Origin of the sequence: Psychrobacter sp. TAE2020, from assembly GCF_018919485.1 — a bacterium.
Classification (GTDB): domain Bacteria; phylum Pseudomonadota; class Gammaproteobacteria; order Pseudomonadales; family Moraxellaceae; genus Psychrobacter.
Window position 1 is genome coordinate 1804594 of record NZ_JAHLMU010000001.1, and the last position, 23836, is coordinate 1828429.

Here is a 23836-nt window from a genome sequence, read left to right on the forward strand (position 1 = left end):
GATATATTATGCAAAAGACTGCCTTAGCATTAACGCTCGCTACTAGCCTGCTGTTAACCCTTAGCGCTTGCAAGCCCTCGTCTGACTCCACTGGAAAATCAGACTCAACTGCCACTGATACTATCAAGCAGAAAGAAAAATCACCCCCTATAGAAGTTGCACAACCAACGACTGTTGCAAGCACAGCTATCGATGCGCAAACTTGTATAGCGCTCAATAAAGCGATGCAAAAAATAGATAACACCAGTAAGATCGAAGCGATTTATGCTATTCAACAGCAACTAGAGGCTTGCTTACCCACCGCAAATAACGCCGAAGTATTAGCTCTTCTAAAAAGCTATCAAGCAATGTATCAACGTTTTTTATATTTTGATAGCTATATGGATTATGAGCATTTTTATACTCTAGTTGAAACTATGGAGGCAGGTAAAAAAATATCCGCAGAGCAGCTACAAACTCTCACCCCACGCATGCAGTATCTGATCAAACTGATAGAGGCTAAGGCTGACGTTAGCATATTGTATATAGGCGAAGGGATGTTTATGTTTGATCATGACTTAAAGGCTATGGCTGATATCTTTACTCCCTACTTAGCTGAGGATCAACAAGCCTTTATTCAACAGATGGCAAAAGACAACCAAGAGATTTTTTCCAATGATGCGGCGATTGACATCTCGTTCGATGAAGTGATTACTAGAGCTAAGTTTTGGCAGGATTATATCCAACATTACCCAAAAAGCTCTTTTATCAAAGATGCCGATAGTTTATTCGACTTCTATCGTCGTGCCGTGTTTTTTGGTTCAGATAACACTCAGTGGACAGATGATGCTGTACATGAATTCATAAGTCCAGAATATGAGCAATCCATGCAAAAACTGGCCAAACGTGCTACTAGTATTTTGGCGCAAGATGCTCGTAGTCTACTTAAGTTTATGGCGATGTCTGACTCACAACGCCAGCAAGCCTATCCAGTACCTGAATTTGATGAGGAGGGTGATGAGATACAGGAGTGGTCCAAAGTACGCCACCAGCTAAAAATGGCCTTACCTATACCTTTAGTCCTGCCTTGGGAAGAGGGTGATAATAGAGACTGCTCAAATGGTGTGATTTGTGTAGATTATAATATTGAATAACAAACTTGGAGTGGATTACCTATTTAGTAAGCCACTCTCTAGCCTCAAGGCTAAATTACAATTTTACTTTATCCAAAATAAAATCAATATCTTTATCGCCCCGTCCTGATAAATTGACTAAGATAGTCTCATCAGCAGGCATATCTTTGGCAATCTTCATCGCATAAGCAATAGCGTGCGCCGTCTCTAAAGCAGGAATAATACCTTCTAATCGTGACAACGCCATAAACGCCTCTAAACACTCACTGTCAGTAGCCGACTCATAAGTCGCCAGTTTATTGTCTCGCAAGTGCGAATGTTGGGGCCCAACTCCCGGGTAATCTAAGCCGGAAGCAATCGAGTGCACTGCTGCGGGTTCGCCCTGTTCATCGAGCAGCACATAGCACTTAAAACCATGAATCTCGCCCTTGACTCCTAGGGTCATAGTAGCCGCATGCTTACCTGTTTCTAAGCCTTCGCCTGCTGGTTCAACACCTATCTTCTGCACGCTCTCATCATCAAAAAACCCACTAAAGATTCCAATAGCATTAGAGCCACCTCCAATACAAGCCACCACTTTGTTAGGCAGTTTGCCAGTGCTGGTTAAGAATTGCGCTCGTGCTTCATGGCCAACTACAGATTGAAAATAGCTGACTATCTCGGGATAAGGCGCAGGCCCAAGCGCCGAGCCAATGGCAAACATACTAGTATCTAGCTCGCCAAGATAAGCATCAAAGGCACTATCGACGGCTTCTTTTAAGGTGCCAGCGCCACGAGATACTGGGATGATATCAGCCCCTAAGATTTTCATTCGACTCACATTAGGGTGTTCCTTCTCAATGTCTACCACCCCCATGTGTATTTCACACTCCAAGCCCATCAGTGCTGCAGCCGTTGCTAACGCCACACCATGTTGCCCTGCCCCTGTTTCAGCAATGACTTTAGTCTTGCCTAGCTTTTTTGCTAGTAGTACTTCACCTAAGCAGTGGTTTATTTTGTGAGCGCCAGTATGATTCAGATCTTCGCGCTTAAAATAAATTTGTGCGCCGCCGCAATGCTCAGTTAAGCGTTTTGCATGATATAGCGGACTCGGTCTACCCACGTAAGTCTCACGCAAGCGCTTCATCTCATCGATAAAGTCTTGCTCTTTGATGAGTTCACGAAAGCCTGCTTCTATCTCTTCCATGGCTTTGGCTAATTCAGGGTGGCCAATCTTGCCACCGAATTCACCATATAAACCCTCATCACTAGGGAGCAGAAACTGATGTAAGCCATAGCCGTTTGCGGTCTCTACTTTATTATTAATTGTCATATTAGAACCTTAATGCTTTTGGAGGTTATATAAGTAAACTAGTTTGTCGAATAGCTTTTAAAAGCTATGTCTAAAGCTATTCTTTTAAGCACTTTTAAAGTGTTTTTAAACTTAAGATTATGTACTATAATAAATAAATGTTATCATGTTCTAGTACACTGATACATATTCTAAAGTAAGTTTTATATTAGGTCAAGCGTCAGCAGTAGCTTAAAATGCTTTGATAGCATTTATTTTTATTAGCCGTTTTTTAACTGTTTATATTCAGGAAGTATTTAGCATGACAAAAGAAGACTATCGATCCAGTAAAGCCTACAACTACCTATTAGAGTTGCTCGTGGCAACCAACGATAAAGCCCAACTGTCGGAAATATTAGCGGCGTTGATGACCGAAAATGAACAGCAAGAGCTTGTGAATCGTATAAGGATTTTCGCATTATTAGATCAAGGCGTGACCCAAAGAGAGATCAGTGCTCAGCTAGGCGTAGGTATTGCTACTGTTTCGCGCGGTGCAAAGGCATTTGGTCAGCATCAGATTGAGGCGTTGTTGCCAAGCATTGGTGATGAGGTTTAAGGATGAAAATCTACTGAATGACTAGTAAGTGTTAAGTAAGCGCTGTCAGTGCAATAATAAAGACAGTTATGTTCGCTAGACTGTTGGTTGTCAAAATATGATAAAAACAGGAAGCGTATGCAACGACGACAACTTATTAAATCAATGGGCTTAGGCATAGCTGCTGTTAGTACTTCTGCTGCAATGAGCGGCTGCCAAACGCTCTCAGCCAAGCAGTCAAAACTACCAACCAAAGCTATTCAAGCCGGACACTTTAGTAATATTATCGTTGGCAGTGGCTATGGCGGCGCAGTATCAGCACTCAGATTGAGCGAACAGGGGCATGAGGTACTGATTTTAGAGATGGGCATGCGCTGGGATAGAAACCCTGAGCACGATACCTTTTGCAAAATGATTAACGCTGATAAACGCTCAAGCTGGTTTAGCAATTGGCCCAATGCGCCTATCCCTATTCCGATACCTATCAAAAAATACCCTGGGGTCTTAGATTTAATCGAATACGATGAGATGAAAGTATTCGCTGGGCGTGCTTACGGTGGCGGCTCTATCGTCAATGGCGCGATTGCTATTGAGCCAAGACGCACGCATTTTGAAGCTATTTTTCCATGGATTAATGCGGACGAGATGTATGACATCTATTTTCCCCGAGCTATGAAGGAACTTAAAGTCAGTCAAATCCCCGAAGCTTTTTTTAATCAATCCAAGCATTATGAATTCACTCGTGCCGCTGAACGACAAGCCGAAAAAGCGGGCCTTAAAACTGAATTTTTTGGTAATAGCTACGACTTTGACTATATGCAGCGCGAGGCCAAAGATGAGGTCTATAAGTCAGCACTCGGCGGTGAAGTTATTTATGGTAATAACGCGGGCAAGTTCTCACTGGATTTAACTTATCTAAAAGACGCTGAAGCTACCGGCAATGTCACGGTCAAAACTCTGCGCAAAGTTAATACTATCCAAGCGCTCGATAATAACCAGCTCAGATTAGAAGTTTATGTCATCAATAAATTTGGCGGCATTGATGAAGTTGAGCATTACACCTGCGATAAGCTATTTCTTAATGCAGGCAGTACCGGTACTTCAGAGCTGCTACTAAAGAGTCAGGCTGAGGGTCATCTTAATCATCTAAACGAACATATCGGGCAGCATTGGGGACCTAACGGCAACATTATGACTGGACGCAATTTCGTCCATGCAGCTGGCACTATCCAATCTACTATCCCAGTCAAAGGCATCAATATGTGGGACGGTGATAGAGGTGGCTCGAGATACAAAATATTTGCTGAACTTGCTCCATTACCGCTAGGGCTTGAGACTTGGACGACGCTATATCTCGCTATCACGGATAACCCAGAACGTGGCAACTATTACTATGACAAAGCTACCAAAACCGTTAAACTAAACTGGAAACGTGAGCAAAACGAGTACTCGGTAAACGCTGCTAAAGAGCTCTTAGATAAACTCGCCAAAGCCAATGGCGGCTCTACCTCAAGCTTACTGTTTACCAAAGGCTTTGGTGATAACTTTTGCTATCATCCACTCGGCGGCTGCGTATTAGGTTTGGCGACCGATGAATTTGGCCGGGTCAAAGGGCATAAGAATATATATGTGCAAGATGGCGCATTAATCCCCGGCAGTGCTGGCGTCAATCCTTATGTGTTTATTACGGGGTTGGCTGAGCGTAATATGTCTGCTATTTTGCGGGAAGATTTTGTTTAGATGATGAAAGATTTATAAGAACTGGTTGGATAAAAAAATGCTCTTGAGGGGCGTTTTTTTGATTTAGGTTGGATAAAGCTATTTCTAGTTACACTTTTATTAATACTATCCATCATACCAACTAGAAATATCTACACTGAATTGATTGAGATTAATGACACTACCTAATGGCTTCTTAAATAACACTTCCATTTCACTGTAAACAGGAAATGAAATTGAAATTTCAGCTCCATTGTCTTTACGACGATCAGATTCTGATCCATATAGCAAAATCACATCTATAAGTGCCTCAACATTCATTACCAGTGAATTTGCACCAACTTCAATAACATGAATTTTTTCTGGTGTTATTTGTTCAACATACTGATGGGTTGATATTTCCATCAACTCGACAACCGACTCACTATTTATTCGTTTAATCAGCATTTCATCAATATTCTCAAATAGTTTATCTGCTATTTCTTTTCTAAGCTCATCAATCTTTTTAACAAAACTAAGTGTTACGGAAAGATACTGCTCTGCCGTTTCTTTAGTTTTTTCTGTTGAACTATTAAACTTCGATTCTTCTATATGAGTAAATTCACTCAAGTCATTTATAATATTTTTCAGTTCGTTAGAAACGTCATCAACTTCGTCAATATAAAGCTTCTCAATTACGTAAAAATCAGAAAGACCACCTTGTATTGCAAATTTTATTCGATGCTTTCGAGTAATTCCGTTAGATGACGTCCCATCTGGTTTAAACCATTCACATTTTCTAAGCTCATTATCTGGCGCTAGTCTATGCAAAACATGCCTTGTGAGTTCACGCAGTGCATAAGCAAAATTATTTAACCTCAGTGCGTTAGGAGTTAAAAGGTTAATAAAAGCAGAATCCAATAATTCTTTTTCAAAGCCATCAAGAAGTACAATATTAATTTTTTCCTGATACTCATCTCTTAAAGTTTCCATGTACATTCCTATGTAAGATTGTTATGAACTTTTCCATTCTTTCATTCGTTGCTGAGATATTTCTACAGCACTGTCAGAAAATAGTTCAGGATAGCGAAGTATTACTGCTTCGAAAGCATAAGCCTCCAAACCCATCTCTAATAATGCGGTGTAACCTTTTGTCTCAGCTTTACGATCAACTGCATGCCCGGCAGCATTAATTATTCCGTATTTTTAAATCATGGGCCAAGTTCTTGATGCACGAGTTTTTTTACCATTCCTAGGAGTATCTAAATTTTTCATTTTACTATCCATAATCAAATATATTCTTGTAAATTAGGTAGCTTATTTCAACTAATTATATTTGCTACCTAATATCAATCGTAATCATAACAGAAAGACTCGAAATAAGTTAGCTAGTCAAAGACTCAAATTTAACCACCCTGCTCTCTACCACACACCCATTGAATTCCAATCTCGCATCAGCAACAATGACAGTATCTATTTAATAATATTCACTCTAAAAAAACTATTCAAGAGAAGGATAAATAATGAAACTAAGAATATTAAAATCAGAAGTCACTAACCCTTGGTTTAACTTAGCGACCGAGGATTGGATATTTAATACGCTCAATCCCGACTCGCACACCCTATTCTTATGGCGCAATAGTGAAACCGTAGTCATCGGACGTTCGCAAAATCCGTGGGTAGAATGTAAAACCGATAAGATGGAAGAAGACAATGTGTTTTTAGCACGGCGTCAAAGTGGTGGTGGTGCGGTATTTCATGACTTAGGCAATACCAACTTCACCTTCTTATCGCCAAAAGCCGATTATGATCAAGCCGCTAACTTTACTATCATTATTAATGCACTAAAATCTTTAGGCATCGATGCCATCCTATCGGGTCGTAACGACATGCAAGTTGGCGACCGTAAGATATCGGGCAGTGCCTTCAAACATGCGCTTGATCGCAGCTTTCATCACGGCACTTTATTAGTCAACGCTGACATGCAAAAACTGGGTGATTATCTCAATCCGCACCCGCTAAAACTACAAGCCAAAGGCATCAAGTCAGTCCGTGCGCGAGTGGCTAACTTAGTCGAATTCAATGCAGACATTGATCACGAAGTCCTTTCGCAAGCGCTTATAGAAGCATTCTGCGAATATTATGGTCAAACCGTTGCGGTAGAAGAGCTAGATGAAGCCAGCCTCGTTCAGCAACCTGCTCTTAATAAATACTATCAGCAGATGTCAGATTGGCAATGGCGCTTTGGCAAGACCCCTGAATTCTCGCATCGTATCGAAACCCGCTTTGACTGGGGGCTGATTGATCTACATATGGATGTCAAACAAGCGGTGATGCAACAAGTAGTGATCTTCTCTGATGCGTTAAATGTTGAGTTGATTGATAGCTTAAAAGATACCCTGACAGGGATTAAATATAATAAGAATGATATCAAAGCCAACCTTAATGAGTTAAAGCAAAGGCAGCCTGATTTAGCAGATCAAATTGATGACTTCTGCGGATGGCTGATTAGTGAGATTGAGAATTAGGATTAAGGTTTAGCGACTCACTATAGCTATAATTGCTGTTTCTAGTATGAATTAAACTGAACTAGGCAATAAAAATGGACTTAGGCTTAGTTGTAAACTTAGCCTTATAATTTTGCAAAGTTTTAACCGTTCTAGAAAACAAATCCGACCACTTTACGACTCGATATATTAAACGTTTGTCAACCTTGAGGTATTTTATGCAATATTTACATGCAATGATCCGCACCAATAAACTAGAGGAGACTTTAGCTTTTTATTGCGAGCTAATGGGCCTTAAACTGCTAAGAAAAAAGGATTCTGAATCAGGAAGGTTTAGTTTATATTTTTTAGCGACTCATGAAGGAGCGCCAGAGATTGAGGTCACCCACAACTGGGATGAAGAAGAATATAGCAACGGCAATAACTTTGGTCACTTTGCCTTTAGAGTCGATAACGTATATGAGCAGTGCGAAATATTTAGGGCAGCAGGTGTTGATATATTGAGACCACCTAGAGATGGCTATATGGCCTTTGTTAAAGACCCTAACAATATCTCAATTGAGCTGTTGCAAAGTGGCGAGCGTTTAGCGCCCAGCGAGCCTTGGCTATCTATGGATAATGTTGGTAGTTGGTAAGTTATAGAGTGAACTGACGATTGCTAGCTCACTCTAATCAGTAAACTCAATCTATCATTCTACCGGTAGGTTATCCAAAATTTTCTTAACTTCAGTGACGTACTGACCCAAATCTGGCTCTAAATAAAAGCCCTCTACAGCAGTAGGCAGTCCCTTCTGCTTACCTAGTCTTACGATAATCGCGTTCTCCTCAGCCAGCACTAAGACACGCTGACCTAAATGTCCCAACATGGCATAAAAGGGTATCGGGCTGTCCATATCGGTTCATACCGAATGCCCTTAAACTTGGGCTTGACCGTCTGTAAAAGCTGCTGCATTTGGAGTAATCATATAATCAACATGCTCTTTACTAATCAGTTGCTTACCTTGCCACTCCCCACCATTCAATAACAATTGCCCAGACTTAGCAAAATCTAAAGCGCTAGCGTTTAAGCAGCAATACACTTTCTCAATATTCTTTGAGCCATCAAGCGACCAGTAGGCATCACCTTGCATACCCGAAGGTTGCCAAAACTTCTCTTACAAATAGCTAGAGATAGTATAGCTATGTGCTACCAATGCTCGCGATAAAGCGATGCCAAGTAGTTGAGTATCACCGGATGAGTATTCGAATGGTCCACCGCATTCCTCTACAAAATCACGATTAACCATAAAAACCTAAACCGCTAAATTCCAACCAAAAAAAAACGGCAAGATAATCTATCTCGCCGCCTTTATATTTAACTTGAAATATCAAATCTTAAATCCCAACTGCAACCTCAGCCCCATCGCGAATGGCACGTTTGGCATCCAGCTCAGCCGCCAGCTTTGCCCCACCAATCAAGTGATATTGCGCGTCTGGTGCATCGCCAACGTTCGGCATCAGATCCACTACTGACTCTTGACCGGCGCAGACCACTACGCTATCGACCCGTAAGAGCTGGCTTTGGCCTTGGTTATTAGTGATCCAAATACCTTCATCAGTGATTTTTTCGTACTGCGCACCAGATACTTGAATCACCCCATGTGACTTAACATGAGCACGATGTACCCAGCCAGAGGTTTTGTTTAGACCACTACCTAAGCGACCTTTGCTGCGTTGAATCATATACACTTGGCGTATAGGAGTGATACTTTCAGGCTGCACCAAACCACCATCGCTTTTATAAGCCATATCCTCAGTCACGCCCCATTCCTCACGCCACTCACTGATTGATTGTGGCTCTGGACGATAGCTTGGATCTTTTAGAGTTTCAGGCGCTAACTCATCTAATGACTGTCCATGGCGAGCGGTTAGATATTCGCTAACATCGAAGCCAACGCCGCCAGCACCGATGACTGCAACGGTATTACCCACTGACTTCTCACCAGAGAGCAGTTCAGCATAAGTCATCACTTGTGGCAGATCTGCCCCTTCGAGTTTGCCAGCTAGACTTCTTGGCACTACCCCAGTAGCGACAATAACGTGATGAAATTTAGCCGCCTCTAACATGACTTTATCGACTTTAGTATTGAGCTTAATCTCAACGCCTAAATGCTCAAGCTCATTAATATAGTAGCGGATAGTCTCAAAGAACTCTTCTTTACCCGGGATGACCTTGGCGTAGTTAAACTGGCCCCCTAAGATATCTTTTGCCTCAAATAATGTAACGTCATGACCTCGGAGCGCCGCTACGTGTGCTGCTGACATACCAGCGACCCCGCCACCGATGACTGCCACCTTTTTAGGCTTTTTGGTTTTGATATAGACCAGCTCAGTCTCATAGCAGGCTTGTGGATTGACTAAGCAGGTTGAGCGCTTATTTTCAAAGGTATGGTCTAGACAAGCTTGGTTGCAAGCGATGCAAGTATTAATACGATCGGCTTGACCCGCTTGGGCTTTATTGACCCAGTTCGGATCGGCTAAGAACGGACGCGCCATTTGAATCAAATCCGCTTTACCGCTAGCGATGATATCTTCAGCAGTATCCGGCATATTGATACGGTTAGCCGCCATCATAGGAATGCTGATATGTTTTTTTATCTCAGCGCTAAAATCAACAAAGGCGGCACGTGGTACGCTAGTGACGATAGTAGGGACACGTGCTTCATGCCAGCCGATACCAGTATTCATGATAGTTACGCCCGCTTTTTCTAGCGCTTTGGCGACGATGATCACCTCATCCATGACGTTGCCATCTTTGACTAAATCGATGACTGACAAGCGAAACAGGATGATAAAGTCATCACCAGCCGCCTTGCGTACCGCTTTAACTATATCGACAGCTAGCTTCATACGCCCATAAATATCACCACCGTACTGGTCGCTGCGTTTATTAACGTGGCTCGATAGGAACTGATTGAGCAGATAGCCTTCTGAGCCCATGATCTCTACACCGTCATAGCCTGCTTGCTTAGCTAGACGTGCTGAGCGTGCATAGTCCTCGACAGTCTGCTCGATATTTTTGATGCTCATCTTACGGGGTTTAAACGGTGAAATAGGCGATTTGATTGCGCTTGATGATACAACAAAGGGATGATATCCGTAGCGACCACTGTGCAAGATTTGCATGATAATTTTGCTATCATATTTATGCACAGCACGCGTCACTCGTTGATGGTTGATGACATCCATCTTGCTATTCATAGTACCGCCAGCAGGTAGCAGCCAGCCTTCACGGTTGGGCGAGATACCGCCAGTTATCATCATCGCCACGCCACCTTTGGCACGTTCAGCGAAGTAAGCAGCTAGCTTGCCATAGTTATAAAACCTATCTTCAAGGCCGGTATGCATAGAGCCCATAACAATACGGTTTTTAAGAGTAGTAAAGCCTAAATCTAGTGGCTCAAATATATGAGGATAGTGCTCTGAATCATTAGCGACATTAACAGTTACGCTATGGTCTGCCTGTTTGCTATTCTGTTTTATTAGCTTGGCTTGGCTGGCAGTATGGGTGCTGGCGATCATGTCATTATCCTTATCAATCAATAGAGGACTGCTATCAAATACCTTTGACAGTCAATAGTTGTTGTATCGTAACATAATGCCATTATTAGCAGCTACGAGCACAAGCGACTGGTGAGTGATTATTATATTATTAAAATAATAAAGCTATGAACTTCTGCTGAACCGCTATAGAGCATACTGAAATACTCTTACTTTTTGACAGCTATTGTCTATACTAGATATCACTCGCTATCGGTTAACAGCGATTAAAATTAAAACAACATAAAGGACTATCTCATGACTGACTTTCACACCGGTCTTGGCAAGAACCCAGCTAACTATCAGCCGCTAACCCCAATAGATTTTATCATTCGTACTGCCTACACTTATCCCAATCAGACTGCCATTATTTATGATGACCTCGAAACTAATCACCTGACTCAAACTTGGCAGCAGACCTTCATTCGTTGTCGACAACTGGCAGATGGCCTGCGCAAACTAGGGATCGATAAAAGCGATACCGTTGCGGTGATGATGCCTAATACTCCGGCGATGGTTGAGAGTGCCTTTGGTGTTCCAATGTCAGGTGCTGTCTTGTGTACCTTAAATACGCGTTTAGATATCAATGCGCTGACCTTTTGTCTCCAGCATTCTGAAGCCAAAGTATTGATTTTGGATAGTGAGTTTTCAGCTTTGGCGGAGATCATCGATGAGACCTTTCCTAAGCTAATAGTTATTCATGCAACCGATAGTGCTGTTGACGTAGAGCGCTTTGGACAGTTGAGTTATGAGGAGTTGCTAGCCAGTTCAGACTGTTTAGATAATTGGGAGATGCCTGCCGATGAGTGGGATGCTATTGCCCTTAATTATACTTCTGGTACTACTGGCACCCCAAAAGGCGTGGTCTATCATCATCGTGGTGCTACGCTGAATGCGGTCTCCAATATCTTAGATTGGGATATGCCCAAACATCCCACCTATTTATGGACGCTACCGCTATTTCATTGTAATGGCTGGTGTTTTCCGTGGGCTATTGCTGAGCGTGCTGGGGTCAATGTTTGCTTGCGTAAGATGGATGCCGACTTGATATTGCAGCTGATTGCTAAATATAAAGTGAGCCATTATTGTTCAGCGCCGGTGGTACATAATATGATTGCTAATGGCAAAGCCGAATATAAAGCTGCCATTACTCATGCCGTTAAAGGCTGGGTTGCAGGAGCACCACCGTCTGAGACTATGCTGGCTCAAATGGAAGAAATGGACTTTGATATCACTCACGTTTATGGTCTGACCGAAGCTTATGGGCCAGTAACTGTTTGCGCTGAGCAGCCAGAATGGGCTAATTTGAATGTCGTTGAGCGTGCACAGAAGAAGTCTCGTCAAGGGGTACCCTCCCATCTAATGAATGGGTTTGAAGTGTTCAAACAAGGCAGCACTGAGCTGGTCAAAGCTGATGGTGAAGAGATTGGTGAGCTGGCACTGCGTGGTAATATGATAATGAAAGGCTATCTAAAAAGCCGCAAAGCTACTGAAGCGGCGTTTGCTGATGGCTGGTTTCGTACTGGAGACTTAGGGGTCAAATACCCCGATGGCTATATTAAAATCATGGATAGGCTCAAAGATATTATCATCTCTGGTGGTGAGAATATCTCCAGTATCGAGGTTGAGAATGTTTTATATAAAATGCCTGAAATTTTAAGCTGTGCCGTCGTTGCCGCACCAGATGATAAGTGGGGTGAAGTACCTATCGCTTTTATTGAAATCTATACTGGTAGCGTTTTACAACGTAACAAAGTTGTTGAGCATTGCAAGCAGCATCTAGCTGGCTTTCAAGTTCCTAAGCATATTATCTTCGCTGAAATTCCAAAAACTAGCACCGGTAAAGTACAAAAATTTGAACTGCGCCAAGCGGCTAAGTCGTTAGCGCATGAAAGCTCTAAGGTGACGCCTTCAAAGAAATAAGCTGTTGAAGGTTTATCTTATAATATAAGGTTTTTGACGATAAAAAAGCCAGCCTAGAGTTAACTTATAGGCTGGCTTTTTAGTCGCCATACAAATGCTCATAGCGGTTGCAGACTTATATCAGCCTAGCTTGGGCTCTAACCACTGATACATCAACATACCTATAATCATCGCTGGTATAAACACATAAGCTTGCCACTGACCCGTACCGAGCAACACGATCCCTGGTCCAGGGCAGATACCGACTAAGCCCCAACCGATACCAAACAACATCGCTCCGATTAGCAGTTTTTTATTAATTGTAGTTTTGGTTGGCATCTCAATTAGCGTGCCTATCCAACTGTTATCCTGACGCTTAGCTAATTGTACTCCAACGATAGCTATCATCAAGCCGCCACCCATCACTAGCGCTAGAGAGATATCCCAAGCGCCAAATACATCTAAGAACCCTTGCACTTTTACTGGGTCAGTCATCCCAGATATCAGTAGTCCAAAGCCAAATAGTAATCCTACCAGTAAGCCAATTATATTTTTTAACATGGTCATCTCTTCTACTTATCGTCGCTTATCATGGTTTATGGTTTATGATTATCTGTTAAAAGTTAAAAGTTAAAAGTTAAAAGTTAATAGCTATTGCTCGGCGACATTTAGCGCCCAGTAACTATTAAATTAGCTAAATTAGCCCAAATATTTGCCGACCTACATAGACCGTAATAATGCCAAACAGCATAAAGGTCACTGTCGCCGCCATAGAGCGTGGGGATAAGCGCGCATTACCACAGATACCATGACCACTAGTACAACCTGAGCCTAAGCGAGTGCCAAAGCCAACTAATAATCCGGCACCAATTAACAGTGGCAAGGAGCTAGTTACTTTTACCTCCGCTAGCGGTGCGACTAGCTGATATAGGAGTGGCGATACGATAAGCCCTAATACAAATAATACTTGCCAAGCCTCTACTCGTTTAGGCTTAAGCAAGCTGGAGGCAATACCACTAATACCGGCCACTCGACCAATACCTAATAACAGGATGACGGTTGCCACGCCTATTATTACACCGCCAACTAATGAGATAGGGGTAAAAGCTTGCCAGTCTACTTGGATACTCATCGCCATCTACCTACTTTATTATTGACATTATTGTTTGCACATACCGTTTAATTGCTGATTGTCAGTCAATTGACAGTAACTATTCACTAGTCATTGATTTATAATTATACATTATATAATAAAGTATAATAAATAGGTAAAAAAATACTGAACCTTAAGTCATTAAGGCCCAGTATGGTGTTCAGCTAAGACAAGGGTTAAAACAAACTAGTGAGCTTGTTGCTAACTTTTAAGCTGTCTGTGCTTTCTAAGGTATTAAGCCATAGAAAGTACTTGGTTAAGTACTGACTCAAAACGCTCAACAGTACCGTCGATATCTTGTAGCTTATCAAAACCGAATAGACCTAGACGAAAAGTCTTAAAGCTATCAGGCTCACCACATTTAAGCGGTACACCAGCAGCGATTTGCATACCAAGTTCAGCGAAGACACTCCCTTTATGAATATCATCACGGCCAGTGTAAGAAACCACTACGCCTGGGGCTTTATAGCCTTCAGCAGCCACACTTTCAAAACCGTTAGACTCTAATACGTGACGGATACGGTTACCAAGTTCCCACTGCGCATCACATAATTTATCTAAGCCAATTTCTTTGGCTTCGTTAACTGTGTCACGGAACTGACGTAAGCTATCGGTTGGCATAGTAGCATGATAAGCATGGCCACCATTTTCAAAGGCACGCATGATCGTCAACCACTGCTTTAAGTCAAGGCTAAAGCTATTAGATTCAGTAGTTTCTACTTTTTTGACAGCCGCTTCACTCATCATAACTATACCGGCACAAGGAGTACTGCTCCAACCTTTTTGCGGGGCACTAATAAGTACGTCAATACCTAGATCTTTCATATCTAACCAGATACAACCTGAGGCGATACAATCGATAACTAGTAAGCCACCAACGCTGTGCGTAGCTTCTGCTAAGGCTTTGATATAATGATTCGGTAAGATAATACCAGCTGAAGTTTCAACGTGTGGGGCAAAAACGATACCAGGCTTATGCTCTTTAATTTGGGCAACAGCAGTTTCGATATCAATAGGAGCAAATGGCTTAGGAGCTTCACTATCATCAGTGCGTTCAGCAGCCAAAACAGTAGTCGTTTTGCCAAGGTTGTTTTTTTCTAAAATTTGCGTCCAACGATAGCTGAACCAACCATTGCGAATGATTAAACAATCTTGATCACGAGCTAGCTGAGCAGCAACGGCTTCCATACCGAAAGTACCAGCACCTGGAATGATAGCAACGGCTTCAGCTTTATAAACTGCTTTTAGATCACGAGACAAGTCATTCATCACTTGCTGGAATGAGCCTGACATATGATTTAGGGCACGGTCAGTATAAACTACTGAATATTCTAATAAACCTTCTGGATCAATATCTTTAAGTAATGCAGACATAGGACGTTCCTTGTTTGTGGTTAAGTTATTTACCGATAGTCAATTAATGTGTTGATACTATTTTTGTAGATAGTGGTTGTTTAGCTACTATTTGGTGGTAACTCAAACTAAATTATCAATAAATTTCAGACATAGATGTATTAAATAAAATACATAAAATGAGTAATGCTGATTATTTATCGATAATACTTATGACGTTACTACTGGAGTATTAAAAGAGGGTGCAACAGGAAGTTGACGATATAGCACTTTATCCTAGCGCTATTGCCGTTGGCAATTTATGCTGTACACAAGGCTGCGTTTAGCATCAGCATCATTATAGTTGTTGCGCAGTGGCAAACAGAGGATAATGAATACTGGTTGTTTATAGTTAAAGTTAGCAATTACTCATCAGTAACAACCGCTATCAATACTGCTGACTGATGCTATCAATTCTTATATGGTGCTCTTAGTAGGACGGGCTAAGTCAACACTATCCGCTTAACCTATTAACTAAGTCTTTTAAATAATTAGAACTATATTGGCTTAATAATAAGCTTTAAATTAACAGAATTTCAGACTGTTGTCATTAACTATTAGCGTTTTGAAAACAATATTGAGCTTATTATCCTAGCATTGATAATTAGGGTTAACAAGGGTCCGTTGTTATCGCCGCTTACGATAAGAATCATGTAGACCGGAAACCACAAAATCAAGCAATTGACTGTCCCCTTCACGAGCGGCTTTACGCATTAGCTTCGAAGGAGCATGAGTCAAAGTCTGAGTGAGTTGTCGTGACAATTCGATAATCGCCGCTTCGGTGTCGACTTCTCCATTCTCAACTTGCTTAAGAGTAGCCGTGAGTAGCTGCTGTACTTGTACGTGAGTATTAGTGCGATACTGCTGTATATGGGCTCCAACTTTTCGTACTTGAAACTGGCGTTCCATTTCAACTACCAATTGACTGACTAGTAGCTCAGCATCGACTGCCGCCTGTCTACGCTGTTCTAAATTACCAGCAATCACATGCTGTAAATCATCTATAGAGTAAAGATAAACGTCATCCATCCGACTAATAGTAGAGTCAATGTCGCGAGGCACTGCCAAATCTATCATCAACATTGGCTGATAACGGCGACTTTTTAGTGCTTGTGCGGTCATATTTTTGTCAATGAGTACCGCCATGCTACCACTACAGCTACTGACAATATCTGCTTCTGCTAGCAGTTGCGGTAACTCGTCTAGTCTGCGAACTTCGACGCTACGGTTGGCTTGACGTAGCTCAGCTGCTAGTGCTTCTGCTCGCTCAGGACTGCGGTTACAGATGATGATCCGCCCCACCCCAAGCCCAGCAATGTGCATAGTCACCAAACGATTCATCTCGCCAGCAGCGACGACTAATAGCGTCCGACTGGGCAGGTTATCGAAGATTTGAGTAACTAGTTTGGCGGCAGCAAAGCCAAGCGATACGGCTTGTGCGCCGACATTAGTCTCATTACGTACTCGTTTGGCGGCCGCAAATACTTGGTCTATCAGCCAACCTAACTGAGAGCTGACGGCGTGCTCTGTCTGTGATAAGTGTACCGCTTGTTTGATCTGACCCAATATCTGCGGCTCGCCTAAGATCATAGAGTCTAGACCAGCGGCAACTCGTAGCCAGTGCGTCAAGGCGTGCGTATCTCGGTGCACATACAAAAAGGGCTCGATCTCAGAAACAGCTATGTTTTTGAATTTAGCTAGCCATTTTTTGATGGTAATAATATGCTCATCCGTTGCTGCAGTCATAGTAGCTGAGCTATTATTAGGGCTAGATTCTGTACTAGCCAATTGCGGTACTGATTGTGGGACTAGGACATAGATTTCGGTACGGTTGCAGGTTGACACAATGACGCTGCCATCGGTAAAAACCTTTAACTCAGTCAAAGCAGTGTTCAAATCGTTACCCACAAACGCCAAGCGCTCACGTAAAGCGACTGGTGCAGTTTTGTGATTGACCCCGATGACCACTAATCTCATCATTTATAGACCATAAATATAACGCTCATTTTACCTGTTAGCCCAGTTATAGCAAGTTATTGGCTAACAACAGTAATCCGCTAACTAGCCACTGACGATACGACAATTAGTCGGCAATAGCAGCTATGACGTTATTAATTTGAATAGGTTGACAGCAGCGTTAACTAAAATAGCCGCTGCTCGAAAAGGTGTTATAGCAAATACAAAGCTGATTATTATATCATTGTTACCTGCTTTATTTAATACTTAGCCTACTGCGCCAGCACTGATTGTGTTTATCTGGGCAAGCAGGGCACAAATCAACTGCCACAACACTTTTAATTCTTACTATCCGTACCCATTACCGCTAATGCTAAATTAGACTTTATTACTATTGACTTTAATAGCGCATGGACTGAATCTAAGCTCTACTTAACAGATGCACATAGCAGCAGTAAGGCAATCAGGGCAAAGGCTATCGCCTTAGGGCGTTAACTAAGATACTAGTAATCTTAACCTTATAAACTTGCTAAAGACAGACTATAAGTAACAGGAGTACTCTTGTTTAGCAAAGTCATCTGCTTTTATACTTAGATTTGATTATTGACTGTTTTTATGGATAAGTATGACTGTCTATGGACTTTTTTAAGTTTCTTTATCGATCAAGATTAGCGTTTGACTATGCCGACGACAATCCGTTTGGCATTAGTACTCTATTAAACGCTATTATTAAGCGTTTACAGCAGCGCCGCAAGCTGACCTTGTTGTTGGCAGCTTGTCTGTGTTTAGCTACGCCCTGTTACGCTCATGCTCATATATTTAGCCCTTTGCTCGAAGCTATACTACCGCGTAGTAGTTCTGAAAAACCACAAGCCAGCACCGCTACTACTAATACGGTAACTAGCGATACTAAAATTACGCTGCATACCGACCTTAGTAATTCTTCCGCTACTACAGCTGTTCCTGTAGGGTTAGATTTAACTAAGCAATCTCGGCCGCCACTCAGTGAGCCGAGCTTATATGCGTTGCTGGACGCTGAGTTTGCAGCTAATCGTGGTAACACTCGTCGCGCTTTGGTTTTATACAAGCAGCAATCCTTTAAAGAAGATGCTACTGCTGTCTTCGAACGTGCCCTTGGCTTTTCATTAAATAATGAAGATGTGCATGACTCATTAGATTTTGCTAAGAGCTGGCAAGACCAAAACCCTGATCATGTTCCTGCTTGGTTTTATGTGGCACACTTAGCGCTAAAAGCGCATGACTACACTTTAGCAGGTGAAACCCTTAATCGTATCCTGCGTTATGATCCACGAGCAGATCTAAGCGAGATTTTAATAGGGATTTATCCTGAAAATAATGACGATCAGCGCGAGTTACTTGCCGCTCTACAGCCTATTGATAGTCAGCAGAATGCTTCATTGTCAGTACTGAAAGCTGGTTTGCTTAATCAGTTTAATGATCCGCAGAATGCGCTTATTCATATAAATCGCGCTTTGCTTACGCAGCCTGATTACGTCCCCTTCATTACTCTAAAAGCAGATATCTTGCGCAAGATAGAGCCTACTGAAACCGTACTCAGCTACGTCAACCAAGCCCGCTTACGTAACCCTGATAGCAAAAACTTATACTTGTACGAAATTAGATATCTACTCGATCTGAAACAAAGTCAGCAAGCGTGGGAGCTATTGTTAAAAGCGCAAAATCGTTTTGATGATGACAATGAGATTACTTTATTAGCGGCCTTAGTAAGTTTGGATGTCGAGCAGTATCGTACTGCCGATCAACTGTTAAATATTTTAGTCAAGAGTCCAGCATATCTTGATCAGGCCTATTATTATTTGGGGATAAGCGCTGAGCGTCAACAGCGCTTTGAGCAAGCTAAATACTACTTAAATGCGGTGATGCGTGAGGATCTAGTATTAGCAGCACGCGAAAAAGTAGTCTCCTTTGAGCTGCTTAACGATAATATCGAAGGAGCGATCAATACTCTACAGCTGTTGCGCCAACAGTATCCTGTGTTCGCGCCTGATAGTTATGTGATGCAAGCTGATATTTTATGGCAGCATAACGAAGCCGAAAAAGCCCTGCAGTTATTAACTCGTGTCAGTCGTAAGTATCCAGACAATGAGCTAATTCTATTCGCCCGTGCGCAACTACTCGATGACAGTAAAGATTACTTAATAAAACGTACTTTGCTCAATCATTTGCAAGCGTTAGACCCTAGCAACTTGTCTTACCAGCTCAGTTATGCCCAGCTACTATTAGCCAATAATCGTAGCTCAGAGCAAGGCTTAGAGCTGGCAAAGAACATTATTCAAATACGCTATGATGATTCACGTTATGACAATGAGCTGCAACTACAAGCACTTAATCTACTTGCTAGCAACGCTCTTGCCACTGAAAACTACGCGCAAGTTATCGATTATTTGCAAACCCCTTACGATGTACTACCTACCTTGCGCTCAGGTGAGCTACTGTTACGTGCTTATCAAGGCTTAGGGGCTAATGATAAAGTCGAAGCCTTATTAGCTGATTTACAACAACGTTTTTCGTTCGGTCAGCACAACGTTAATGACCGAGTACAACTTTATTAAGAGGTTGTTATAACCGTGGTTTTCAATAGGGATAGCACAAGTCGGTAATAACAAGCTAACAACCATCCATAAATAAGTAACATAGGTAGCTTAAGCTAGCTTTCTGTTGTGCAGACTCTACTAATTCGCTGTGTTTTTAATTTTGCAGAACTTGAACTATCACTTTTGAGGAATAATGATGTCATTACTATTAAAGCTAGCTCAGCCAAATATAACTCAACATAAACCAGTAAAATTAATGGCTATTGCTGTAGCAAGTGCCACATTATTAATGATTTCCGGTTGTCAGTCGCTACCCAAGAACCAAGTAGCCACTACTCCTACTACTATGCCAGTGCAAAAGCTAAGTGACTTTAATATCAATGGTAAAATCGGCGTGACTACCCCGGCCGACAGTGCTAATAATACTACCGCACAAGGTGGCAGCGCCTTTTATGCTTGGGGTCAGCAAAATGATCGTTTCGCTATTGAACTGATTGGTGCGCTAGGTATCGGCAAGACCAACATACAGTATGATGGTAAGACCGCAACCTTAGTCAGTGAAAAGACGGGCACTTTGAGCGCTGATAACCCTGAAACCTTGCTACAAAAAGCTACGGGCTGGCAAGCCCCTATCTCGCAAATGCCGTATTGGATCTCTGGTCGTTCTGCACCCTCAGATAGTGCTCCGCAGCTGGATAGTCAAGGCCGATTAATCAGCTCAATCAATGGTGATTGGACGGCTAGCTTCAGCTATAAAGGTAATGACAAGCTGCCTAATAAGATCAGTGCCATGCAACCAGCCGGTCATAAAGTAGTGATGACTATCAATCATCAAAATCAATAAGCTTTTTTACTAGTATATTTATTTATGATTTCAGACCATAACATTTCAAACAGCTCGATTACTCGTTTGTCACCGGCCAAGATTAATTTGTTTTTGCACATTACGGGCAAACGTGCTGATGGCTATCACAACTTGCAAACGGTTTTCCGGCTGCTTGATTGGGGTGATTATCTGCACTTTTTATTAACAGACAAAGTAGTAAATATTGATGGCTCTTTAGACATTAATAAGCTATGTAGTCAGTTGTTGGTGTTAACAGGTGCAGATGCGATAACTACTAGCATAGAAGACAATCTAATCTTTAAGGCGGCACGCGCACTAGTAGCGTCTGCCATACAGTCAAACAAACTACCTAAGCAGCTACCCCAAGTACAAGTCACTTTAGACAAGCGTCTCCCAATGGGCGCAGGTTTAGGCGGTGGCTCATCTAATGCCGCGACTACCTTATTAGCATTAAATGAGATTTGGCAGCTTAACTTTGATAAAAATGAACGGATAAAAATCGGTGCTACGATTGGCGCAGATGTGCCAATATTTATCTTTGGTCAAGATGCTATCGCTACGGGTATTGGCGAGCAGCTGACTGCCATTGATTTGCCAGATCAACACTATTTACTACTGACACCTGACGCTCATATCGATACCGCTAAACTATTTGCTCATGCAAAATTGCAGCGTGATATGGCGTCAATATCGGTTGCCACTATTAAACATCAATTTACTGCCTATACACAAAATCTGATAGCGCCTTATCAAAATGTATTTACCCCAGTGGTGACGAACCTCGCTCCTGAGGTTGATGAGGCACTAAAGTATTTGCAAAGATTACAGAAAGTAGCATTAGGCACAGCACGCATGACTGGCTCTGGCAGCGCGGTGTTTTTACCATTGGATGCGAGTGTTGGCAGTGATGAAAAGCTTTTGGCAAAGTGGCTTGAAGAGGCACCTTGTACTGGATATATAGTTGGGAGTTTATGAGTTTGGACGGTAGTGATAAAGCAATGTTCTTAATATAAAGGTCATTTATAATGAAAACAGGTTGTTCTACACGCTCTATAATTATCTTGACTCTCTTAATATCAATGACTGGCTGTACCAGTAATACCGATTCGCCTTCACCCTCTTCGGTAGTCAATCCCGATACTCAAAACGTCACGTTACCTGAGCCAAAAGTATCTATCGATAACATGGCTAGTGATGTCAGCATTAGCGACTCTGAAAATAAGCCATATGCTAAGTTTTTTACTTATCCATATGAGCATGGTGCGGAAATAGAACCCGCTATGGGCGGTACTTTAGTTATGAAAGATGGATGTTTGCTTATCCAAAACGCTGATAGACTTAACGTTCCTGTTTTTCCTCATGGTATAACCACTTGGAATGAAGAGACACAGACTCTGACAGCCAATGGCGTTGATATACCTTTGAACACTGAGCTATTTACTAATGGACCCTTAGACGGCGGAAAATACAATCCTAACTAAGATTACGATTTTGAGCAACAAGCAGATCCTAAATGTTTGGAAAATAGATATATCCAATTTTTGGGTTCACAGTTCATGGATGTCAGAGATTTGCCAAATCTTTAGCTTATACAAGCTAAAACTTCGACCAAACACTGCCTATAGCGTGTAAATAAAATTATCATAAAGACAGTGTATAAATTCTCATTAACTCAACATCCGTTTTATTTTTACCCTATTACGAATAAAAGCCAGAAAAAGGCGCAAAGCGCTTGCAAAATCTGAAAATTTACTTATAATAGGTCGCCTCAATAGGGGTATAGCCAAGTTGGTAAGGCATCAGGTTTTGATCCTGACACCGTTGGTTCGAGTCCAGCTACCCCTACCATATTATTAGTTCATGTTATATGGGTTATCTTGCTAAGTTTTTGACATCCGTTAAGCGATTAACTGAATGATAGCAATTGACAACACCCACCTGTTTTCGGTATAGTTCGCAACGAACACCGTTAATGAAAGTTGACTATCAGCTACTATATAATAGCGATAAGACGACTTGTTAAGTAATAGCATTTTAAATAACTATTATTTAAAGTGTCTGTATGTACAATACAGGGGTATAGCCAAGTTGGTAAGGCATCAGGTTTTGATCCTGACACCGTTGGTTCGAGTCCAGCTACCCCTACCATTTTTTAGTGCACAACATCACTAACTACGTTCTCCACTCTTTTCTGAATTTGAGCAGTTTGACACTGCTTAGCGGTCGCTGCTTGAGTCACTCAATAGGACTTCAGTCATGCCTTATTTGGCGATTTTTACGGGTAATGCCCACCCTGAATTAGCGAAAACAGTAGCCGACCACCTTCATATCCCTCTTGGTAAAGCTGATATCACACGTTTTTCTGACGGCGAAATTGCGGTAGAAATCAAAGAACACGTGCGCGGAAAAGATGTGTTTATCATGCAACCTACTTGCTCCCCTACTAATGACAATCTCATGGAAATCATGATGATGGCTGACGCTTTGCGTCGCTCAAGTGCTGGTCGTATCACTGCAGTGATGCCCTACTTTGGTTATGCTCGTCAAGACCGTCGTCCCCGTTCTGCTCGAGTGCCTATTTCTGCCAAAGTTGTTGCTGATATGCTCAACATTGTTAGTATTGATCGAGTGATGACTGTTGATCTACATTCTGATCAAATTCAGGGTTTTTTCGATATTCCAGTAGACAACATCTACGCTACTCCTGTACTACTCAATGACCTATTAAAACAAGATTATGACAACATCATGGTAGTTTCTCCTGATGTTGGTGGCGTAGTACGTGCTCGCGCTATGGCCAAGCAATTAGGCGATAGTGATTTGGCTATCATCGATAAGCGTCGTGCGCGTGCTAACGAATCACAAGTAATGAACATCATTGGTGATGTCCGTGACCGTGATTGTGTGATTGTTGATGATATGGTCGATACAGCGGGAACGCTCTGTAAAGCGGCTCAAGCCCTAAAAGATAGCGGCGCTCGTCGTGTAATGGCTTATATCACTCACCCAGTATTATCAGGTGATGCGCTGAAGAACATCAGCGAGTCGGCATTGGATGAAATCGTAGTTACCGATACTATTCCACTTTCTGCAGCTGCTGCTGCTTGTAGTAAAATACGTCAAATATCTATCGCTCCTATGCTAGCTGAGAGCTTACGTCGTATCAATAACGAAGAGTCTATCAGTGCTATGTTTGATGTTTAGTAGTGACTAGTTGCCTATGATCATTAGCGCCTCTATTGATAGTAT

The 23836-nt window shown here is 42.0% G+C and carries 21 protein-coding genes and 2 tRNA genes; 13 read left to right on the forward strand and 10 right to left on the reverse strand.

Annotation, left to right across the window (positions count from 1 at the left end; all coding sequences use genetic code 11):
- Window positions 1-8: 8 nt before the first annotated feature.
- Window positions 9-1133 (forward strand): hypothetical protein, encoded by a 1125-nt coding sequence (locus tag KPY62_RS07295; protein ID WP_216581421.1) that lies wholly within the window; start codon window positions 9-11, stop codon window positions 1131-1133.
- Window positions 1134-1188: 55 nt separating this feature from the next.
- Here the strand turns inward: KPY62_RS07295 and trpB are convergent, their stop codons facing one another.
- A complete protein-coding gene (gene trpB, locus KPY62_RS07300) occupies window positions 1189-2424 on the reverse strand; it encodes a tryptophan synthase subunit beta (protein WP_216581422.1) in 1236 nt (411 codons plus the stop codon).
- A gap of 280 nt (window positions 2425-2704) precedes the next feature.
- Between trpB and KPY62_RS07305 the strand changes: the two genes are divergently transcribed.
- Together KPY62_RS07305 and KPY62_RS07310 are read left to right on the forward strand one after the other, a co-directional pair.
- Window positions 2705-2998 carry a Trp family transcriptional regulator gene (locus KPY62_RS07305; protein ID WP_216581423.1) on the forward strand — a complete coding sequence of 98 codons (294 nt, stop codon included), beginning with the start codon at window positions 2705-2707 and terminating at the stop codon, window positions 2996-2998.
- Window positions 2999-3115: 117 nt separating this feature from the next.
- Window positions 3116-4717 carry a GMC oxidoreductase gene (locus tag KPY62_RS07310; protein WP_216581424.1) on the forward strand — a complete coding sequence of 534 codons (1602 nt, stop codon included), beginning with the start codon at window positions 3116-3118 and terminating at the stop codon, window positions 4715-4717.
- A gap of 105 nt (window positions 4718-4822) precedes the next feature.
- Here the strand turns inward: KPY62_RS07310 and KPY62_RS07315 are convergent, their stop codons facing one another.
- On the reverse strand, window positions 4823-5668 hold the full coding sequence (locus KPY62_RS07315; protein ID WP_216581425.1) for a hypothetical protein: 846 nt from the start codon (window positions 5666-5668) through the stop codon (window positions 4823-4825).
- 530 nt (window positions 5669-6198) lie between these two features.
- Between KPY62_RS07315 and KPY62_RS07320 the strand changes: the two genes are divergently transcribed.
- A complete protein-coding gene (locus KPY62_RS07320; RefSeq protein WP_216581426.1) occupies window positions 6199-7203 on the forward strand; it encodes a lipoate--protein ligase in 1005 nt (334 codons plus the stop codon).
- Between the two features lie 197 nt (window positions 7204-7400).
- The gene (locus KPY62_RS07325; RefSeq protein ID WP_216581427.1) at window positions 7401-7817 is read left to right on the forward strand and encodes a VOC family protein; all 417 of its coding nucleotides are present in this window, start codon (window positions 7401-7403) and stop codon (window positions 7815-7817) included.
- A gap of 54 nt (window positions 7818-7871) precedes the next feature.
- On the opposite strand, the gene KPY62_RS13765 is transcribed toward KPY62_RS07325, so the two are convergent.
- From KPY62_RS13765 to KPY62_RS07335, 4 genes are all read right to left on the reverse strand, one after another.
- Window positions 7872-8075, reverse strand: coding sequence for a hypothetical protein (locus KPY62_RS13765; protein ID WP_228730608.1), 204 nt, complete (start codon window positions 8073-8075; stop codon window positions 7872-7874).
- A gap of 21 nt (window positions 8076-8096) precedes the next feature.
- Window positions 8097-8312 carry a hypothetical protein gene (locus KPY62_RS13770; protein ID WP_228730609.1) on the reverse strand — a complete coding sequence of 72 codons (216 nt, stop codon included), beginning with the start codon at window positions 8310-8312 and terminating at the stop codon, window positions 8097-8099.
- A 24-nt stretch (window positions 8313-8336) separates the two neighbouring features.
- Window positions 8337-8468 carry a hypothetical protein gene (locus KPY62_RS13895; RefSeq protein ID WP_267459608.1) on the reverse strand — a complete coding sequence of 44 codons (132 nt, stop codon included), beginning with the start codon at window positions 8466-8468 and terminating at the stop codon, window positions 8337-8339.
- Between the two features lie 88 nt (window positions 8469-8556).
- The gene (locus tag KPY62_RS07335) at window positions 8557-10743 is read right to left on the reverse strand and encodes an NADPH-dependent 2,4-dienoyl-CoA reductase (RefSeq protein WP_228730610.1); all 2187 of its coding nucleotides are present in this window, start codon (window positions 10741-10743) and stop codon (window positions 8557-8559) included.
- A gap of 276 nt (window positions 10744-11019) precedes the next feature.
- Here KPY62_RS07335 and KPY62_RS07340 point away from each other — a divergent pair, with 276 nt between their 5' ends.
- Window positions 11020-12684 carry an AMP-binding protein gene (locus KPY62_RS07340; RefSeq protein ID WP_216581428.1) on the forward strand — a complete coding sequence of 555 codons (1665 nt, stop codon included), beginning with the start codon at window positions 11020-11022 and terminating at the stop codon, window positions 12682-12684.
- 120 nt (window positions 12685-12804) lie between these two features.
- Here KPY62_RS07340 and KPY62_RS07345 read toward each other — a convergent pair whose 3' ends face one another.
- The 4 genes from KPY62_RS07345 to hemA form a co-directional block, all read right to left on the reverse strand.
- On the reverse strand, window positions 12805-13224 hold the full coding sequence (locus tag KPY62_RS07345) for a DUF6691 family protein (RefSeq protein WP_216581429.1): 420 nt from the start codon (window positions 13222-13224) through the stop codon (window positions 12805-12807).
- A gap of 133 nt (window positions 13225-13357) precedes the next feature.
- Entirely contained in the window at window positions 13358-13795 is a 438-nt protein-coding gene (locus KPY62_RS07350; RefSeq protein WP_216581430.1) for a YeeE/YedE family protein, read from the reverse strand.
- Between the two features lie 255 nt (window positions 13796-14050).
- On the reverse strand, window positions 14051-15190 hold the full coding sequence (locus tag KPY62_RS07355) for an aminotransferase class V-fold PLP-dependent enzyme (protein ID WP_216581431.1): 1140 nt from the start codon (window positions 15188-15190) through the stop codon (window positions 14051-14053).
- A 645-nt stretch (window positions 15191-15835) separates the two neighbouring features.
- Window positions 15836-17185, reverse strand: coding sequence for a glutamyl-tRNA reductase (gene hemA, locus KPY62_RS07360; RefSeq protein ID WP_216583220.1), 1350 nt, complete (start codon window positions 17183-17185; stop codon window positions 15836-15838).
- A 614-nt stretch (window positions 17186-17799) separates the two neighbouring features.
- Here hemA and KPY62_RS07365 point away from each other — a divergent pair.
- From KPY62_RS07365 to KPY62_RS07395, 7 genes are all read left to right on the forward strand, one after another.
- Window positions 17800-19758 carry a tetratricopeptide repeat protein gene (locus KPY62_RS07365; protein WP_216581432.1) on the forward strand — a complete coding sequence of 653 codons (1959 nt, stop codon included), beginning with the start codon at window positions 17800-17802 and terminating at the stop codon, window positions 19756-19758.
- Between the two features lie 178 nt (window positions 19759-19936).
- Window positions 19937-20584 (forward strand): lipoprotein insertase outer membrane protein LolB, encoded by a 648-nt coding sequence (lolB, locus tag KPY62_RS07370; RefSeq protein ID WP_416384031.1) that lies wholly within the window; start codon window positions 19937-19939, stop codon window positions 20582-20584.
- Window positions 20585-20608: 24 nt separating this feature from the next.
- On the forward strand, window positions 20609-21562 hold the full coding sequence (gene ispE / locus KPY62_RS07375; RefSeq protein WP_228730611.1) for a 4-(cytidine 5'-diphospho)-2-C-methyl-D-erythritol kinase: 954 nt from the start codon (window positions 20609-20611) through the stop codon (window positions 21560-21562).
- A 50-nt stretch (window positions 21563-21612) separates the two neighbouring features.
- Complete coding sequence (locus tag KPY62_RS07380) at window positions 21613-22068, forward strand: hypothetical protein (protein WP_216581433.1); 456 nt, start codon at window positions 21613-21615, stop codon at window positions 22066-22068.
- A 292-nt stretch (window positions 22069-22360) separates the two neighbouring features.
- Window positions 22361-22435, forward strand: a tRNA-Gln gene (locus tag KPY62_RS07385).
- 225 nt (window positions 22436-22660) lie between these two features.
- Window positions 22661-22735 (forward strand) — tRNA-Gln (locus tag KPY62_RS07390).
- A 108-nt stretch (window positions 22736-22843) separates the two neighbouring features.
- Complete coding sequence (locus KPY62_RS07395) at window positions 22844-23791, forward strand: ribose-phosphate pyrophosphokinase (RefSeq protein ID WP_201621659.1); 948 nt, start codon at window positions 22844-22846, stop codon at window positions 23789-23791.
- The last annotated feature ends 45 nt before the right edge of the window (window positions 23792-23836 follow it).

Bases quoted from the DNA above. Each gene is read 5' to 3' on its own strand.
- KPY62_RS07295 (WP_216581421.1), top strand. From the start codon at position 9: ATGCAAAAGACTGCCTTAGCATTAACGCTCGCTACTAGCCTGCTGTTA.
- trpB (WP_216581422.1), bottom strand. From the start codon at position 2,424: ATGACAATTAATAATAAAGTAGAGACCGCAAACGGCTATGGCTTACAT.
- KPY62_RS07305 (WP_216581423.1), top strand. From the start codon at position 2,705: ATGACAAAAGAAGACTATCGATCCAGTAAAGCCTACAACTACCTATTA.
- KPY62_RS07310 (WP_216581424.1), top strand. From the start codon at position 3,116: ATGCAACGACGACAACTTATTAAATCAATGGGCTTAGGCATAGCTGCT.
- KPY62_RS07315 (WP_216581425.1), bottom strand. From the start codon at position 5,668: ATGGAAACTTTAAGAGATGAGTATCAGGAAAAAATTAATATTGTACTT.
- KPY62_RS07320 (WP_216581426.1), top strand. From the start codon at position 6,199: ATGAAACTAAGAATATTAAAATCAGAAGTCACTAACCCTTGGTTTAAC.
- KPY62_RS07325 (WP_216581427.1), top strand. From the start codon at position 7,401: ATGCAATATTTACATGCAATGATCCGCACCAATAAACTAGAGGAGACT.
- KPY62_RS13765 (WP_228730608.1), bottom strand. From the start codon at position 8,075: ATGGACAGCCCGATACCCTTTTATGCCATGTTGGGACATTTAGGTCAG.
- KPY62_RS13770 (WP_228730609.1), bottom strand. From the start codon at position 8,312: ATGCAAGGTGATGCCTACTGGTCGCTTGATGGCTCAAAGAATATTGAG.
- KPY62_RS13895 (WP_267459608.1), bottom strand. From the start codon at position 8,468: ATGGTTAATCGTGATTTTGTAGAGGAATGCGGTGGACCATTCGAATAC.
- KPY62_RS07335 (WP_228730610.1), bottom strand. From the start codon at position 10,743: ATGATCGCCAGCACCCATACTGCCAGCCAAGCCAAGCTAATAAAACAG.
- KPY62_RS07340 (WP_216581428.1), top strand. From the start codon at position 11,020: ATGACTGACTTTCACACCGGTCTTGGCAAGAACCCAGCTAACTATCAG.
- KPY62_RS07345 (WP_216581429.1), bottom strand. From the start codon at position 13,224: ATGTTAAAAAATATAATTGGCTTACTGGTAGGATTACTATTTGGCTTT.
- KPY62_RS07350 (WP_216581430.1), bottom strand. From the start codon at position 13,795: ATGAGTATCCAAGTAGACTGGCAAGCTTTTACCCCTATCTCATTAGTT.
- KPY62_RS07355 (WP_216581431.1), bottom strand. From the start codon at position 15,190: ATGTCTGCATTACTTAAAGATATTGATCCAGAAGGTTTATTAGAATAT.
- hemA (WP_216583220.1), bottom strand. From the start codon at position 17,185: ATGAGATTAGTGGTCATCGGGGTCAATCACAAAACTGCACCAGTCGCT.
- KPY62_RS07365 (WP_216581432.1), top strand. From the start codon at position 17,800: ATGGACTTTTTTAAGTTTCTTTATCGATCAAGATTAGCGTTTGACTAT.
- lolB (WP_416384031.1), top strand. From the start codon at position 19,937: ATGTCATTACTATTAAAGCTAGCTCAGCCAAATATAACTCAACATAAA.
- ispE (WP_228730611.1), top strand. From the start codon at position 20,609: ATGATTTCAGACCATAACATTTCAAACAGCTCGATTACTCGTTTGTCA.
- KPY62_RS07380 (WP_216581433.1), top strand. From the start codon at position 21,613: ATGAAAACAGGTTGTTCTACACGCTCTATAATTATCTTGACTCTCTTA.
- KPY62_RS07395 (WP_201621659.1), top strand. From the start codon at position 22,844: ATGCCTTATTTGGCGATTTTTACGGGTAATGCCCACCCTGAATTAGCG.